The following is a 14,149-nucleotide window of genomic DNA, read 5'->3' on the forward strand; positions in this document are numbered from 1 at the left end:
AAAAGTGTAATGCAAATGTCATGATGGATGGTGGTGGCGTATCTGCGTGAGGATATAGATACTGGTCGATTGACGACAACGCACGAGGGGAGCAGATGAAGACGGTACGTTGGGGCATGATCGGCTGTGGCAGCGTCACTGAGTTAAAGAGTGGACCTGCTTTCTACAAAGCGCCAGGTTCGGCCTTGGTGGCCGTGATGGGGCGCCGCGAGGAGGCTGTGCGCGATTATGCGGCACGCCACGGCATTGGCCGTTTCTATACCGACGCCCAGGCACTGATCAACGACCCTGAGGTGGACGCGGTGTACATCGCTACACCGCCCGACAGCCACCTCGAATACAGCCTGATGGTCGCGGCCGCCGGCAAGCACTGTTGTGTCGAAAAACCCATGGCGCTGAATGCCGAGCAGGGCGCATTGATGCAGCGCACTTTCGAACGTGCCGGGCTGCATTTGTTTGTGTCCTACTATCGCCGCTCGCTGCCGCGCTTCCAGCAAGTGCGCGACTGGTTGCGCGATGGACGCATCGGCCAACTGCGTCACCTGACCTGGTCCCTGTGCAAGCCGCCAGCCGTCGAAGACACCAGTGCCGCCAATTGGCGCACCGACCCGGCCATTGCCGGCGGCGGCTACTTTGCCGACCTGGCCAGCCACGGCTTTGATCTGTTCCAGTACCTGGCCGGCGACATTGTCGAGGTTGCCGGGTTTAGCGCGCGACAGGCCGGACAGTATGCGGCGGAAGACGCGGTGACCGCCTGCTGGACTTTCAGCTCCGGCGCGCTGGGCATGGGCTGCTGGAACTTTGTCGCGGACCGCCATGAAGATCGCGTCGAGCTGATCGGCACCCTGGGGCGGATCACGTTTGCGGTGTTCGACGACCAGCCGTTGCGGCTTGAAGGGGCGGTCGACGAAGTGCTGGAGGTGCCTTGCCACACGCATATCCAGTGGCACCATGTGCTGGGCATGAACGCCCATATTCGCGGCGAAGCCGAGCACCCCTCACTGGCGATCGAGGCATTGAAGACCGACCGGATTCTGGACAAGGTGCTGCAACGCAATCCCTATCATCCTGAGTAGTTTTCCTGGCGTCGGCGTTGCATTCACCACTTTCGCCGGACCCTGGCCTGCACTCACAATGCGGGCTTATTTTTTTCAAGGAACAGACGGATGAAATACAAGGCAGCCTGGCTGGCCGTGGGGTGGGTACTGGCAAGCATGGCGACGCAGGCGGCGCCACGCGAGCAACGGCCGGCGGGGGACTTTGATTTTTATGTGCTGTCGCTGTCGTGGTCGCCAACGTTCTGCCTGGCGCACCCGAACAACGAGCAATGCAGCGGCAAAGGCTACGGGTTTGTATTGCATGGCCTATGGCCGCAATACGCACGGGGTGGCTGGCCGGCGTCGTGCGATACGCAGTCGCGGCTGTCGGCGGATGAGCTGGCCAAAGGCGCGTTGATATTCCCGACGCAGGCACTGCTCAAGCATGAATGGTCCAAACATGGCACCTGCAGCGGCCTGGAAGCCACGCGTTACCTGCAGGCCACCGATGCGGCCTTGGCCACGGTGCAGATCCCGCAGCAATTGCAGCCATTCAACGTGCCGGGTCACCTGGAGGCACGGGAGATCGAGGCGCTCTTTCGCGAGAGTAACCCGGCCATGGGCAACCATGGCGTGGCGGTGATCTGCAAGGGCAAGGTGCTGTCCGAAGTGCGCGTGTGCCTGAGCAAGGAACTGCGTTTTGCCGGCTGCCCCAAGAGTGTGAAAACCCAGTGCCGAGACGGTGATATCCGCATTCCGGTTCAGCGCTGATCGAGCGCCTGGAGCGAGTGCAATGCGATGGCCGCCGGGGCCTCGGTTGACGTCGACACCCCGACGCGGCCCGCCAGGTAACGCGCTGGCGGCTGGCCCACGGCCTTGCGGAACATGGTGATAAAACCGCTGGCATTTTCATAGCCCAAGTCCAGGGCGACGCGCTGCACACTTTCGCCCCTGGCCAGTCGTTGCAACGACAGGATCACATGCAACTGCCGACGCCAGCGGCCGAAGCTCAGGCCAGACTCCTCCAGCAACAAGCGCGTCATGCTGCGCTCGCTCATGCCGATGCGCGCCGCCCATTGGCCTAGCGTGGCCTTGTCGCCGGGGTTGGCCAGCAGGCTGTCGGCCAGGCGACGCAGCCTCGGGTCCTGGGGCATCGGCAGGTGCAGGCCTTCAATGGGCGCCTGGGCCAGCTCGTCCAAAAGCGTGTCGATCAAACGCCCCTGCGCACTGTTCACGTCGTACAACTGCGGGAAGCTCACCGCTTTGCTGATCAACTCATGCAACAGGCCGGATACCGACAGGGTGCAGCATTGCGAGGGCAGGGCGCCGGCAGCGTCCGGGTCGATCAGCAGGCAATACAACTCAGCTTCGCCGGCGCCACGCGCGGCGTGGGGCATGCCGCCGGGAATCCACAGCGCACACTGGCGCGGCACAATCCAGATGCCGGCCTCGATTTCGCAATGAATCACCCCGCGCAGCGTGTACATCAACTGGCCTTTGCGGTGGGTGTGCTGAACGTGCTCCCAACGCTCGGACGTACTGGTCGCGCTCACGGCCACCACCGCACGCGGGACCAGATCGGCATCCTTGGCTAACGACAGATCATGCTGGTCCAGGCGATGGCGTTTCATGGTGAGCTCGCAGCTTGGCTGAATTGCGAAACATTCTGGCTATTCTGTGCAATGCCGTCCAGCTTCGTCAGCCTTATAGTGAGACTCTCTCTCATTAAGGAACTCTGCCATGCGACTCGACAGTTCAGCATTTCCCGTGGTGAAGATCATTTTTGATGCGCCGAATGAAGGCGGGTCGCAGGACAGCTTCGTGATGTTCGAAGGCCTGCTGGCACGTCAGCAATCTTTTGTGTTGCTGTATGAAAAAGCCTTGGACGAACTGAATCACGCGCATTCCTACGAAGAGCGCGAGCACGCCTCGCACTGGATGAAGACACACCGGCAGGCCCTGCGTGCGTATGTCAAAGGCATGATCCAGGTGGAGCCCTGCGCGGCCAAGCGCCGGGCACTCAAGCCGTTCGCCGCGACGTTTGGCAATGCCTGGGGTTATCCGCTGCTGATGGTGGCGTCCAATGACCAGGCGTGGGCGCTGGCGCGGGATGTGCTGGATGAGCAGGTGTCGGATGTAACGTATTTCTAAGCCATGCACCGCCTCCCGCCAGTGGGACTGCCGAGCGCATTGAAGTATCCTCCGCGCCCCGCTTACCACTGATTCAAAGAACGATGACAGGACAAGACATGCAGGCGCTGTTGGAGTCGATTCTCGACGAAGTTCGTCCACTGATCGGCCTCGGCAACGTCGCCGACTACATTCCCGCGCTGGCCGACGTACCCGCCGATCAACTGGGGATCGCCGTGTACGGCAACGACGGCGCAGCCTACTGCGCCGGGGATGCCGATACCCTGTTCTCGGTGCAGAGTATTTCCAAGGTGTTCAGCCTGGTGCAAGCCATCGACCACGGCGGCGAAACCATCTGGGAGCGCCTCGGCCACGAGCCCTCGGGGCAACCGTTCAACTCCCTGGTGCAGCTGGAATTCGAACGCGGCCGCCCGCGCAACCCCTTTATCAATGCCGGCGCGCTGGTGATCTGCGATATCAACCAGTCACGCTTTGCCGTGCCGATTCTGTCGATGCGCGACTTTGTGCGGCGCCTGTCGGGCAACCCGCAGATCCTGGTCAACAGCGTCGTCGCCGAATCGGAAGCGCAACACGGCGCGCGCAACGCGGCCATGGCCTACCTGATGAAATCGTTCGGCAACTTCCATAACGACGTCGACGCGGTGCTCCACAGCTACTTCAACTACTGCGCGTTGCAGATGAGCTGCCTGGACCTGGCCAGGGCGTTCAGTTTCCTGGCCAACGAGGGGGTGAGTGCCCACAGCGGCGAGCAGATCCTGACTGCGCGCCAGACCAAGCAGGTCAACTCGATCATGGCCACCAGCGGGCTATATGACGAGGCGGGGAACTTCGCCTATCGCGTGGGTTTGCCGGGCAAGAGCGGGGTCGGCGGCGGTATTGTCGCGGTGGTGCCGGGGCAGTTCACGGTGTGCGTGTGGTCGCCGGAGTTGAACGCGGCGGGGAATTCGCTGGCGGGGATCAAGGCGTTGGAATTGTTGAGTGAGCGGATTGGGTGGTCGGTGTTTTGAGGCCGCTCCCGTGTGTGCAGGAAGCATCACGAATCCAAATGTGGGAGGGGGCTTGCCCCCGATTACAGTGTGTCAGTCAATACAGCTGTGACTGATCTACCGCTATCGGGGGCAAGCCCCCTCCCACATTTTGGTTCGGTCTGCTATCGCCTATCAGGCTATCGCATCCCAGGCCCGATCGCCGTGCTCGTCTTTGATCCGAGTCGGCAGGCCCATCACGTCCAGCGCTTTCAGGAACGGCTCAGCCGGCAGTTCCTCGACGTTGGCCATGCGCTTCACATCCCACTCACCACGCGCTACCAGTAGCGCAGCGGCGACCGGCGGCACGCCGGCGGTGTAGGAGATGCCCTGGCTGTCGGTCTCGGCGTAGGCTTCTTCATGATCGGCCACGTTGTAGATGAACACCTCGCGCGGCTGGCCGTCCTTGGTGCCTTTGACCAGGTCGCCGATGCAGGTCTTGCCGGTGTAGCCGGGGGCGAGCGAAGACGGGTCGGGCAGCACGGCCTTGACCACTTTCAATGGCACCACTTGCAGGCCTTCGGCGGTGGTGACCGGCTTTTCGGAGAGCAGGCCGAGGCTGTTCAGCACGGTGAACACGTTGATGTAATGCTCGCCGAAGCTCATCCAGAAACGCACGTTGGGCACGTCGAGGTTTTTCGACAGCGAGTGAACTTCATCGTGGCCGGTCAGGTACAGGTTCTGCGAACCGACCACAGGCAGGTCGTCGGTACGTTTGACTTCGAACATGGTGTTGCTGGTCCACTGGCTGTTCTGCCAGCTCCACACCTGTCCGGTGAATTCGCGGAAGTTGATTTCCGGGTCGAAATTGGTGGCGAAGTATTTGCCATGGGAGCCGGCATTGACGTCGAGAATGTCGATCGAATCAATGCGGTCGAAATGCTGTTGCTGCGCCAGCGCGGCATACGCGTTGACGACACCCGGGTCGAAGCCCACGCCAAGGATGGCGGTGATGTTCTTCTGTTTGCACTCTTCCAGGTGGTTCCATTCGTAGTTGCCGTACCACGGCGGGGTCTCGCAGATTTTGCCCGGCTCTTCGTGGATGGCGGTGTCGAGGTAAGCCACGCCGGTATCGATGCAGGCACGCAGCACCGACATGTTGAGGAAGGCGGAGCCGACGTTGATGACGATCTGCGATTGTGTCTCGCGGATCAGGGCCTTGGTCGCTTCCACGTCCAGGGCGTTCAGCGCGAAGGCTTGGATGTCGGCGGGTACTTTGAGACTACCCTTGGCCTTGACGCTGTCGATGATGGCCTGGCATTTGGAGATGTTGCGCGACGCAATAGCAATACGACCGAGTTCGTCGTTGTGCTGCGCACACTTGTGGGCCACCACCTTGGCGACACCTCCTGCACCAATGATAAGAACGTTCTTTTTCAATTGCTTTATCTCTCCTTTATCCGCCAGCTTACGAAAGGCTGGACAGGTAGTCGTCGTAACCAAATTCACGAACCACCTCGACTGTACCGTCGAGTTGTTTCACTACGATGGACGGCATTTTCAGGCCGTTGAACCAGTTTTTCTTGACCATGGTGTAGCCCGCGGTGTCGATGAACGACAGCCGATCGCCGATGGCCAACGGACGATCAAATTGATACTCGCCGAAAATGTCCCCGGCCAGGCAGGATTTGCCGCACACCATGTAGGTGTGTTCACCCGTGCTCGGCGCCAGCTTGGCATTGAGGCGGTAGATCAGCAGGTCCAGCAGGTGGGCTTCGATGGAACTGTCGACCACGGCCAGGTGTTTGCCGTTGTACAGCGTGTCGAGCACGGTGACTTCCAGCGAGGCGCTGTTGGTGATCGCCGCTTCGCCGGGTTCCAGGTACACCTGCACGCCGTACTTCTCGGAGAACGCCTTCAAGCGCGCACAGAATGCGTCCACGGCATAGTCTTCACCGGTGAAATGGATGCCGCCGCCGAGGCTGACCCACTCGACCTTGTGCAGCAGCGCGCCGAAGCGTTCTTCGATGGTGCCGAGCATCTTGTCGAACAGGCTGAAGTCGTCGTTTTCGCAGTTGTTGTGGAACATGAAACCGGAGATCTGCTCGATCACGCCTTCGATCTTCACCGGGTCCCATTCGCCCAGGCGGCTGAACGGACGCGCCGGGTCGGCCAGCAGGTAATCCGAACTGCTCACCTGCGGGTTGACGCGCAGGCCGCGGGTCTTGCCTTCGCTACGTTCGGCAAAACGCTGCAGTTGGCTGATGGAGTTGAAGATGATCTTGTCGCAGTTTTCCAGCATCTCTTCGATTTCATCGTCGGCCCAGGCCACGCTGTAGGCGTGCGCCTCGCCTTGGAATTTCTGGCGACCAAGCTTCAATTCATACAGCGACGACGACGTGGTGCCGTCCATGTATTGCTGCATCAGGTCAAACACCGACCAGGTGGCAAAGCACTTGAGCGCCAGCAACGCTTTGGCGCCGGACTGTTCGCGCACGTAAGCAATCTTCTGCATGTTGACCAGAAGTTTCTGTTTATCGATGAGGTAGTACGGCGTTTTGATCATTTTTGAGAGCCTGCGGCGGTGCCTGCCAAAAAAGGACACGCATTGTGCCCGCACTTGGAGCAGATCGAAAGGTTAGCGGGCGGATTTTGCGCGTCGGGTTTCCAAGCATAGCCCCGGAATATGACTCTCCAACGGCATGCATCGACCCAATGTGGGAGGGGGCTTGCCCCCGATAGCGTTGTGCCAGACGCCCGATAGGCCAGCTGATCCACCGCCATCGGGGGCAAGCCCCCTCCCACATTCGGATCGCGGTGTGTCCAGGGCGCTGACATCAAACCGTCATCTGTCCACCACGTTCCTGCCACATTGCGCCGCTAATGTCCTCGCCAATGAGATCGATCTCAAGCGAGTGACCATGACTGATTTGAAAGACGTTGCACGGCTGGCCGGGGTCTCCCGTGCGACCGCTGCCCGCACCTTTGCCTCTCCCGACCAAGTACGCCCGGCGACCCGCGAACAGGTGTTCGCCGCTGCCCGCGAGCTGGGTTTTCGGCCCAACTTGCTCGGCCGCCAACTGCGCCTGCAAACCACCAACCTGATCGGCGTGGTGGTGCCCAACCTGCTCAACCCGGTCTTCGCCGAGCAATTGCAGGCCATGGAGCGTGCAGCCCGTTTGCGCGGCTACAGCCTGTTGCTGGCAACCACCGACTACAACAGCGAGCGCGAAAGCATTGTGGTGGAGGAGTTGCTGCGCCAGCGCGTCGACGGCCTGGTGCTGACGGTGACGGATGCCGAAAGCAACAGCGTGCTACACAGCCTGGCCACCGAGCAGACGCCGTTCGTGCTGGCCTACCACCAACCCAGCAACCCCGACTACAGCGCCGTGTCCGTCGACAACCGCGCCGGTATGGCCCTGGCGACGCGCTATTTGCTCGAAGCGGGGCACCGGCGCATCGGCATGGTCGCCGGCCCCGCGTTGCAGTCCGACCGCGCACGTCTGCGTTACGCCGGTTATTGCGATGGGATGAAAGAGCATGGCCTCCAACCCCGCCCGGTGATCGAAATGCCGGCCCACACCCAGGCTGAGTTCGCCGCCATTGCACCGTTTCTCAACGGCCCTGATGCGCCGACCGCGCTGGTGTGTTCCAACGACTTTCTGGCGATCAGCCTGATCGCCGAGCTGCGCCGCAACGCCTGGAACGTACCCGAGCAACTGTCAGTGATGGGTTTCGACGGCATCGCCCTCGGCACCCAGATGCACCCGACGCTGTGCAGCGTGGTGCAGCCCATCGCCTTGCTCGCCAGCACCGTGATTGACCAGTTGCTGGCGCAGATCGCCGGCAACGCCCCGATTTCCCATTGCCTGCCTTGCCATATCCGGCCGGGTGAAAGCACTCAACCCCATGAGGAGACCCTTGATGCGCGTATTCAGTAAAACCCTGGCCGCCGTGCTGCTGTGCGGCATGGCCAGCCTGGCCCAGGCCGCCGACACGGCGATTTGCTACAACTGCCCGCCGGACTGGGCCGACTGGGGCACCCAGCTCAAGGCCATCGCCGCCAGCACTGGCGTGCAGGTGCCGCTGGACAACAAGAACTCCGGCCAGTCCCTGGCGCAGTTGGTGGCGGAGAAAGCCGCTCCGGTGGCCGACGTGGTGTATTACGGCGTGACCTTCGGCCTGCAGGCGCAAAAGGCCGAGGTGGTCGATGGCTACAAACCCAAAGGCTGGGAGCAGATTCCCGCCGGCTTGAAAGACCCGACCGGCCACTGGTTCGCGATCCACTCCGGCACCTTGGGCATCATGGTCAACGTCGATGCGCTGGGTGGCTTGCCGGTGCCGCAAAGCTGGGCCGACCTGCTCAAGCCTGAATACAAAGGCATGGTCGGCTACCTCGACCCGTCCAGCGCTTTCGTCGGCTACGTGTCGGCGGTGGCAATCAACCGCGCCCTGGGCGGCGACCTGGACAACTTCGCCCCGGCCATCGACTACTTCCAGAAACTGGCGAAAAACGCCCCCATCGTGCCCAAGCAAACCGCCTATGCGCGGGTGTTGTCCGGTGAGTTGCCGATCCTGGTGGACTACGACTTCAACGCCTACCGCGCACGCTACAAAGACAACGCCAACGTCGCGTTCGTGATTCCCCAGGAAGGCAGCATCAGCGTGCCCTACGTGATGAGCCTGGTGGCCAACGCACCGCACCGCGCCAATGGCGAAAAAGTGCTGGATTTCGTGCTGTCCGATGCCGGCCAGGCGCTGTGGGCGAAGGCTTACCTGCGCCCGATACGCCCGGTGCAGATGCCGGCCGAAGTCGCCGCGCAGTTCCTGCCCGACAGCGATTACGCCCGCGCCGGTGTGGTGGACTACCAGAAAATGGCCGCCGTGCAGGAAGCCTTTGCCGCTCGTTACCTGAACGAGGTCAAGTAAGTGGCCGCATCGGCAAGACATACCGCCTGGGCCCTGGCCCCGGCCTTTGCGGTGCTGCTCGCGTTCTGGCTGTTGCCGCTGGCGCACCTGATGGTGCTCGGCGCCGAGAGCCGCGACAGCAACGGCAGCGGTTACTGGCAGGTCCTCAGCAGCGCGCAGTATCTAGGCAGCCTGGCGCAAACCTGTGCGCTTGCGGTGTTCGTCACACTCGTGGCGTTACTGATCGGCGGCATCAGCGGTGTATTCCTGGCGCGCCAGCAGTTTTTCGGGCGTTCGGCGCTGGTTGCGTTGCTGACGTTTCCGTTGGCATTCCCGGGTGTCGTAGTGGGCTTTTTGGTGATCCTGTTGGCCGGGCGCCAGGGTCTGCTGGCGTCCCTGGGCCTGCAGTTGGCCGGTGAGCGCTGGATCTTCGCTTACTCGCTGGCCGGGTTGTTTATCGGCTATCTGTACTTCTCGATCCCGCGGGTGATCCTCACGGTGATGGCCGCGTGCGAAAGCCTCGACCGCAGCCTGGAAGAAGCCGCGCACTCGTTGGGCGCAGGGCATTGGCGCGTGGTGTGCGATGTGATCGTGCCGGGCCTGGCACCGGCGTTGGCGTCCTGCGGGGCGATCTGCTTTGCCACGTCCATGGGCGCCTTCGGTACGGCGTTCACCTTGGGCACGCGGCTGAACGTGACCCCGGTGGCGATCTACAACGTGTTCACCAACTACGCCAACTTTGCCGTCGCCGCGGCGCTTTCCGTGGTGTTGGGCGCGCTGACCTGGGCAGTGTTGCTGCTCACCCGGCGCTGGGTGAAAAACGCGGGGACGGTCCTGTGAAGCGCTCATCGCTGTTCGTGATGCAACTGCTATTTACCCTGCTGGTGTGCGCCTTCATGTTGGTGCCGGTGTTGATGTCGTTGCTGGCTGGGCTCACGCGCAATTTCTTTGTGGGCCTGTCCAGCGGCCTGACCTTCGATTGGTTGATTCAGGTCTGGCAGGCCTATTCGCCGACGGTGTGGTTGTCGCTGCAACTGGCCCTGGCCTGCGCGGTGTGCGTCTGCGTGATCGGCGTGCCGGCGGCCTACGCCCTGGTGTGCATGAACAATCGCTTCAGTCGCGCCTTCGAGGAACTGATGGTGCTGCCGGTGGCGATGCCGGGGCTGGCCAGCGCGCTGGCCTTACTCTTGACCTACGGCCAGTTCGGCGCGTTTCGCAGCAGTTGGCTGTTCATTTTGGTCGGCCATGTGCTGTTCACCTTGCCATTCCTGGTGCGCCCGGTGATGGCGGTGATGCAACGCCAGCAACTGCCGGTGCTGGAGGAGGCGGCGGCGAGCCTGGGGGCAGGTCCCATCAAGCGCTTTTTCAGCGTGGTGGTGCCCAACTGCCGGGCGGGCATTCTCGCCGGTGTGCTGATGGTGGTCACCTTGTCGCTGGGTGAATTCAACCTGACCTGGATGCTGCATACGCCCATGACCAAGACCCTGCCGGTGGGCCTGGCCGACAGCTACGCCTCGGCGCGCCTGGAAATCGCCAGCGCCTACACCCTTATCTTTTTGCTGATGATCGTGCCGCTGCTGATTGCGTTGCAGGCCATCAGTGCCCGTTTGTCCCGTGGAGAGCGTCGATGACCGCTATCACTATCCGCCTGCAAGGTTGCCGCAAGGCGTTCGCCGACGGCACCGTCGCCGTGCATGACTTGGACCTGACCGTCGAAGGCGGCGAAACCCTGGCCATCCTCGGCCCGTCCGGTTGCGGCAAAACCACGACGTTGCGCTTGATCGCCGGCCTGGAACGCCCGGACGTGGGCCAGGTGTTCTTCGGCGACCAGGACGTCACGCGCCTGCCCATCGAGCGCCGCGATGTGGGCATGGTGTTCCAGAACTATGCGCTGTTTCCCAACCTGGATGTGGCCGGGAATATCGTCTATGGCCTGAAGATTCGCGGCATGTCGCCAGCGGAGCGCAACAAGCGCTGCGAGGAACTGCTGGAACTGGTCGGTTTGCAACACCACGGCAAGCGCAGCATTCATGAACTGTCGGGTGGGCAACGCCAGCGCGTGGCCTTGGCCCGTGCGTTGGCGCCGCGCCCCAAGGTGCTGTTGCTGGACGAACCCCTGGCCGCCCTCGATGCGCAATTGCGTGAGCGCCTGCGCAGTGAGTTGAATCAACTGTTGCGCGGCCTCGGTATCACCTCGGTGTTTGTCACCCACGACCAGGGCGAAGCCATGGCCCTGGGGGATCGCATCCTGGTGATGGAACACGGCCGCGTCGCGCAACTGGCCAGCCCGCGGGACATCTACCAGAAGCCGGCCAACGCCTTCGTCGCAGGCTTTGTCGGCAACCTGAATGCCTTCCAGGTCATTGAGCCGTCGCCCCATGGTTTGAAAGTCTGCGGCGGCGAATTGCCGTGGCATGCAGCGCAGTTGCCCGGCACCGTGTATTGCCGCCCCGAACACTTGCGGGTGATGGAAAACGAAGGGCATCTGCACGGCCATCTGCTGGCGCAGTTTTTCCAGGGCGCGCAAAGCCGCCTGCTGGTGGATGTGGGCGGCCCGCAACCGTTGCTGGTCGACAGCAGCGACAACCAGCTGTACGCCGTCGGCGCGCCGATTGCCTTGGCCATCGCGCCGCACATGTTGTTCACCCTGAATGCGTGAGAGTTGCCTTGTGAACCGTCCGTTTCTTGTTGCGCAGATCAGCGATCTGCACCTTAAAGCCGGCCAGCGCCTGACTTACGGCGTGGTCGACACCTTGGGCGCGCTGCGCCGTGCCGTCGACCATCTGAACGCCAGCCACCCACGCCCCGATATCGTGGTGATCAGCGGCGACCTGGTGGACTTCGGCCGCGCCGATGAATACGCCGTGCTGCACCCTGAACTGGCGCGCCTGCACATGCCTTGCTACCTGGTGCCCGGCAACCATGACACGCGCGGGCCGTTGCTGGATGCGTTCCGCGATCACACCTACTTGCCGAGTTCGGCGGCGGGCCCGTTGGATTGGGTGGTCGACGCCCACCCCCTGCGCCTGATCGGCCTCGATTCCACCATCCCCGGCGGCCATGGCGGCCAACTGCTGGACAGCCAGTTGCAGTGGCTCGACCAACAGTTGGCACTGCGTCCGCAAGTGCCGACCGTGCTGATCCTGCATCACCCGCCGTTTATCAGCGGCATCGGCCATATGGACCGCGAGCGCTTTATCAATGCCGCCGCCCTCGAAACCGTCGTGGCGCGCCACCCGCAGGTGGAACGCTTGTTGTGCGGGCATTTGCACCGGTCGATGCAGCGGCGTTTCGGCGGCAGTTTGAGCTGTGTATGCCCTGGCACGTCGCATCAGATCGTGCTGGACCTGCAAGACGCCGCACCGGCGCATTTCAACCTGGAACCGGCGGGTTACTTGTTGCATCGCTGGGATGCGCAACAGGGGTTGGTCAGCCACAACGGCGTATTCGGGGACTACCCGGGGCCATATCCGTTTTATGACGCTCATGGATTGATTGACTGAGGTTTTACGGAGGTTCACTTCACCCAACCAAGTAACTGAACGTTAGTTAACGCAACGGCCAACTCACGTGTGGCCGTGTGCTTCCTGCTGTCCATTTTTAGCGCCCGGAACTTGGATTCCGCGCCGGAGTTCGTCCTGATGAAAGCTACTTTGAATGTATTAAGCCTATTGACCGGCAGCCTGGGCATCGCCCTGAGCCCCCTGGCGTCGGCCGATTTCTTGAGCGACAGCAAAGCCAACTTGAGCATGCGCAACTTCTACTTCAACAACGACAACCGTGACGGCAGCGCCGCACCGTCGAAGACTGAAGAGTGGGGCCAGGCGTTCATACTCAATTACCAATCGGGCTTCACCGACGGCACCGTCGGCTTTGGTCTGGACGCGGTCGGCATGCTTGGCATGACCCTCGACAGCAGCGCCGGCCGCCATGTGGGCAGCTCGATGATCCCTACCGACGACGGCAAGGCCGTGGACAACTGGGCTCGCGGCGGCGCCACCGCCAAGGCACGCTTCGCCAAGACAGAAGCGCGCTACGGCTACCTGCGCCCGAACCTGCCGATCCTGGTGAGCAACGATGGCCGCCTGTTGCCGCAATCGTTCGAAGGCGGGCAGGTCACCAGCAAAGACATCGACAACCTGACCCTGATCGGCGGTCAGCTTCAACACACCACCGGGCGCGGCTCCAGCGACCGCAGCGGCCTGGCGGCGGCGGGCGGCACCCAGGAAAGCAATAAATTCACCTACGCCGGTGCCGACTACCAACTGACCAAAGACCTGATGGTCCAGTACTACTACGCCAACCTCGAAGACTATTACCAACAACACTTTGCCGGCTTGATTCATGTATTGCCGCTGGGCGACTACGGTTCGTTGAAAACCGACCTGCGTTACTTCAAGACCACCTCCGATGGCAAAAACAGCAGCGCCGCCGGGCGCGCCGAAGGCTACAAGTTCAGCGGCTATACCAAAAACGGCAGCGGTGAAATCGACAACAACACCTGGAGTGCGGCCTTCATCTACTCCCTGGGGTCTCACGCGATTACTGCCGGTTACCAGCAAGTGTCCGATGACAGCAACTTTGCCCAACTCAACCAGGGCGGCCTGGTGAACAAAGGGGAGGGCGGCTCCAGCCTGTACCTCTACACCGACCGGACGGTGCAAACCTTTATCCAGGCCGGCGAACGCACGGCCTTTGCGCAGTACGCCTATGACTTCGCGGCGTTGGGCGTGCCGGGCTTGAAGGCGTCGATGATGTATTTGAAAGGCGACCATATCCTCACCGCCAGCGGGAACAACGCCAGCGAGTGGGAACGGGATATCTCGTTGGATTATGTGGTGCAGAGCGGCACCTTCAAGAACGTCGGGTTCGGCTGGCGCAACGGTATGTCGCGCAGTGAGGTCGCGCGGGACCAGGATCAGAATCGGCTGTTCGTGAGCTATTCGATTCCATTGATGTAACAGCCTGTAGGAGCGAGCTTGCTCGCGAAGAACGCCAACGATCATGCGGGCTGCCTGACGGTACGCGGCGCACTTGGGTTTTTCGCGAGCAAGCTCGCTCCTACAAGGGTCAGGTGTTCAGGCGCCG

The 14,149-nt window shown here is 62.0% G+C and carries 14 protein-coding genes and 1 pseudogene; 12 read left to right on the forward strand and 3 right to left on the reverse strand.

Annotation, left to right across the window (positions count from 1 at the left end; translation table 11 throughout):
* Nucleotides 1–95: 95 nt before the first annotated feature.
* A complete protein-coding gene (locus tag RGV59_RS18900; protein WP_126585547.1) occupies nucleotides 96–1,076 on the forward strand; it encodes a Gfo/Idh/MocA family protein in 981 nt (326 codons plus the stop codon).
* Between the two features lie 90 nt (nucleotides 1,077–1,166).
* Nucleotides 1,167–1,808, forward strand: a complete 642-nt coding sequence (locus RGV59_RS18905) for a ribonuclease T2 family protein (protein WP_017846538.1) — start codon at nucleotides 1,167–1,169, stop codon at nucleotides 1,806–1,808.
* Here RGV59_RS18905 and RGV59_RS18910 read toward each other — a convergent pair.
* Nucleotides 1,799–2,668, reverse strand: a complete 870-nt coding sequence (locus tag RGV59_RS18910; RefSeq protein WP_126585548.1) for an AraC family transcriptional regulator — start codon at nucleotides 2,666–2,668, stop codon at nucleotides 1,799–1,801. The two genes, RGV59_RS18905 and RGV59_RS18910, sit on opposite strands and share 10 nt — an antisense overlap.
* 109 nt (nucleotides 2,669–2,777) lie before the next feature.
* On the opposite strand from RGV59_RS18910, the gene RGV59_RS18915 reads away from it, so the two are divergent.
* Both RGV59_RS18915 and glsB read left to right on the forward strand, forming a co-directional pair.
* On the forward strand, nucleotides 2,778–3,188 hold the full coding sequence (locus RGV59_RS18915; protein ID WP_046383689.1) for a hypothetical protein: 411 nt from the start codon (nucleotides 2,778–2,780) through the stop codon (nucleotides 3,186–3,188).
* A 98-nt stretch (nucleotides 3,189–3,286) separates the two neighbouring features.
* Entirely contained in the window at nucleotides 3,287–4,195 is a 909-nt protein-coding gene (gene glsB / locus RGV59_RS18920) for a glutaminase B (protein ID WP_017846535.1), read from the forward strand.
* 153 nt (nucleotides 4,196–4,348) lie between these two features.
* Here glsB and RGV59_RS18925 read toward each other — a convergent pair whose 3' ends face one another.
* Both RGV59_RS18925 and RGV59_RS18930 read right to left on the reverse strand, forming a co-directional pair.
* Entirely contained in the window at nucleotides 4,349–5,593 is a 1,245-nt protein-coding gene (locus RGV59_RS18925; protein WP_017846534.1) for a saccharopine dehydrogenase family protein, read from the reverse strand.
* A gap of 28 nt (nucleotides 5,594–5,621) precedes the next feature.
* Complete coding sequence (locus tag RGV59_RS18930) at nucleotides 5,622–6,719, reverse strand: carboxynorspermidine decarboxylase (protein WP_017846533.1); 1,098 nt, start codon at nucleotides 6,717–6,719, stop codon at nucleotides 5,622–5,624.
* Nucleotides 6,720–7,074: 355 nt separating this feature from the next.
* Here RGV59_RS18930 and RGV59_RS18935 point away from each other — a divergent pair, with 355 nt between their 5' ends.
* The 8 genes and pseudogenes from RGV59_RS18935 to RGV59_RS31795 all read left to right on the forward strand — a co-directional run.
* Nucleotides 7,075–8,094 (forward strand): LacI family DNA-binding transcriptional regulator, encoded by a 1,020-nt coding sequence (locus RGV59_RS18935; protein WP_046484528.1) that lies wholly within the window; start codon nucleotides 7,075–7,077, stop codon nucleotides 8,092–8,094.
* The gene (locus RGV59_RS18940) at nucleotides 8,078–9,082 is read left to right on the forward strand and encodes an ABC transporter substrate-binding protein (RefSeq protein ID WP_017846531.1); all 1,005 of its coding nucleotides are present in this window, start codon (nucleotides 8,078–8,080) and stop codon (nucleotides 9,080–9,082) included. The genes RGV59_RS18935 and RGV59_RS18940 overlap by 17 nt, the downstream gene beginning before the upstream one ends.
* Entirely contained in the window at nucleotides 9,083–9,901 is an 819-nt protein-coding gene (locus RGV59_RS18945; protein ID WP_017846530.1) for an ABC transporter permease, read from the forward strand.
* The gene (locus RGV59_RS18950) at nucleotides 9,898–10,692 is read left to right on the forward strand and encodes an ABC transporter permease (protein WP_017846529.1); all 795 of its coding nucleotides are present in this window, start codon (nucleotides 9,898–9,900) and stop codon (nucleotides 10,690–10,692) included. The genes RGV59_RS18945 and RGV59_RS18950 overlap by 4 nt, the downstream gene beginning before the upstream one ends.
* Nucleotides 10,689–11,720, forward strand: coding sequence for an ABC transporter ATP-binding protein (locus tag RGV59_RS18955; RefSeq protein WP_126585549.1), 1,032 nt, complete (start codon nucleotides 10,689–10,691; stop codon nucleotides 11,718–11,720). Before RGV59_RS18950 ends, RGV59_RS18955 begins: the two co-directional genes overlap by 4 nt.
* A gap of 10 nt (nucleotides 11,721–11,730) precedes the next feature.
* Nucleotides 11,731–12,564: a phosphodiesterase gene (locus RGV59_RS18960; RefSeq protein ID WP_046484483.1), complete on the forward strand. Its 834-nt coding sequence runs from the start codon at nucleotides 11,731–11,733 to the stop codon at nucleotides 12,562–12,564.
* A gap of 138 nt (nucleotides 12,565–12,702) precedes the next feature.
* Nucleotides 12,703–14,022: an OprD family porin gene (locus tag RGV59_RS18965; protein WP_046383684.1), complete on the forward strand. Its 1,320-nt coding sequence runs from the start codon at nucleotides 12,703–12,705 to the stop codon at nucleotides 14,020–14,022.
* A gap of 18 nt (nucleotides 14,023–14,040) precedes the next feature.
* Nucleotides 14,041–14,127 (forward strand): annotated as a pseudogene (locus tag RGV59_RS31795) (outer membrane lipoprotein carrier protein LolA); the annotation flags it as partial.
* Nucleotides 14,128–14,149 lie beyond the last annotated feature (22 nt).

Origin of the sequence: Pseudomonas sp. FG1 (genome assembly GCF_034313875.1) — a bacterium.
Classification (GTDB): domain Bacteria; phylum Pseudomonadota; class Gammaproteobacteria; order Pseudomonadales; family Pseudomonadaceae; genus Aquipseudomonas; species Aquipseudomonas veronii.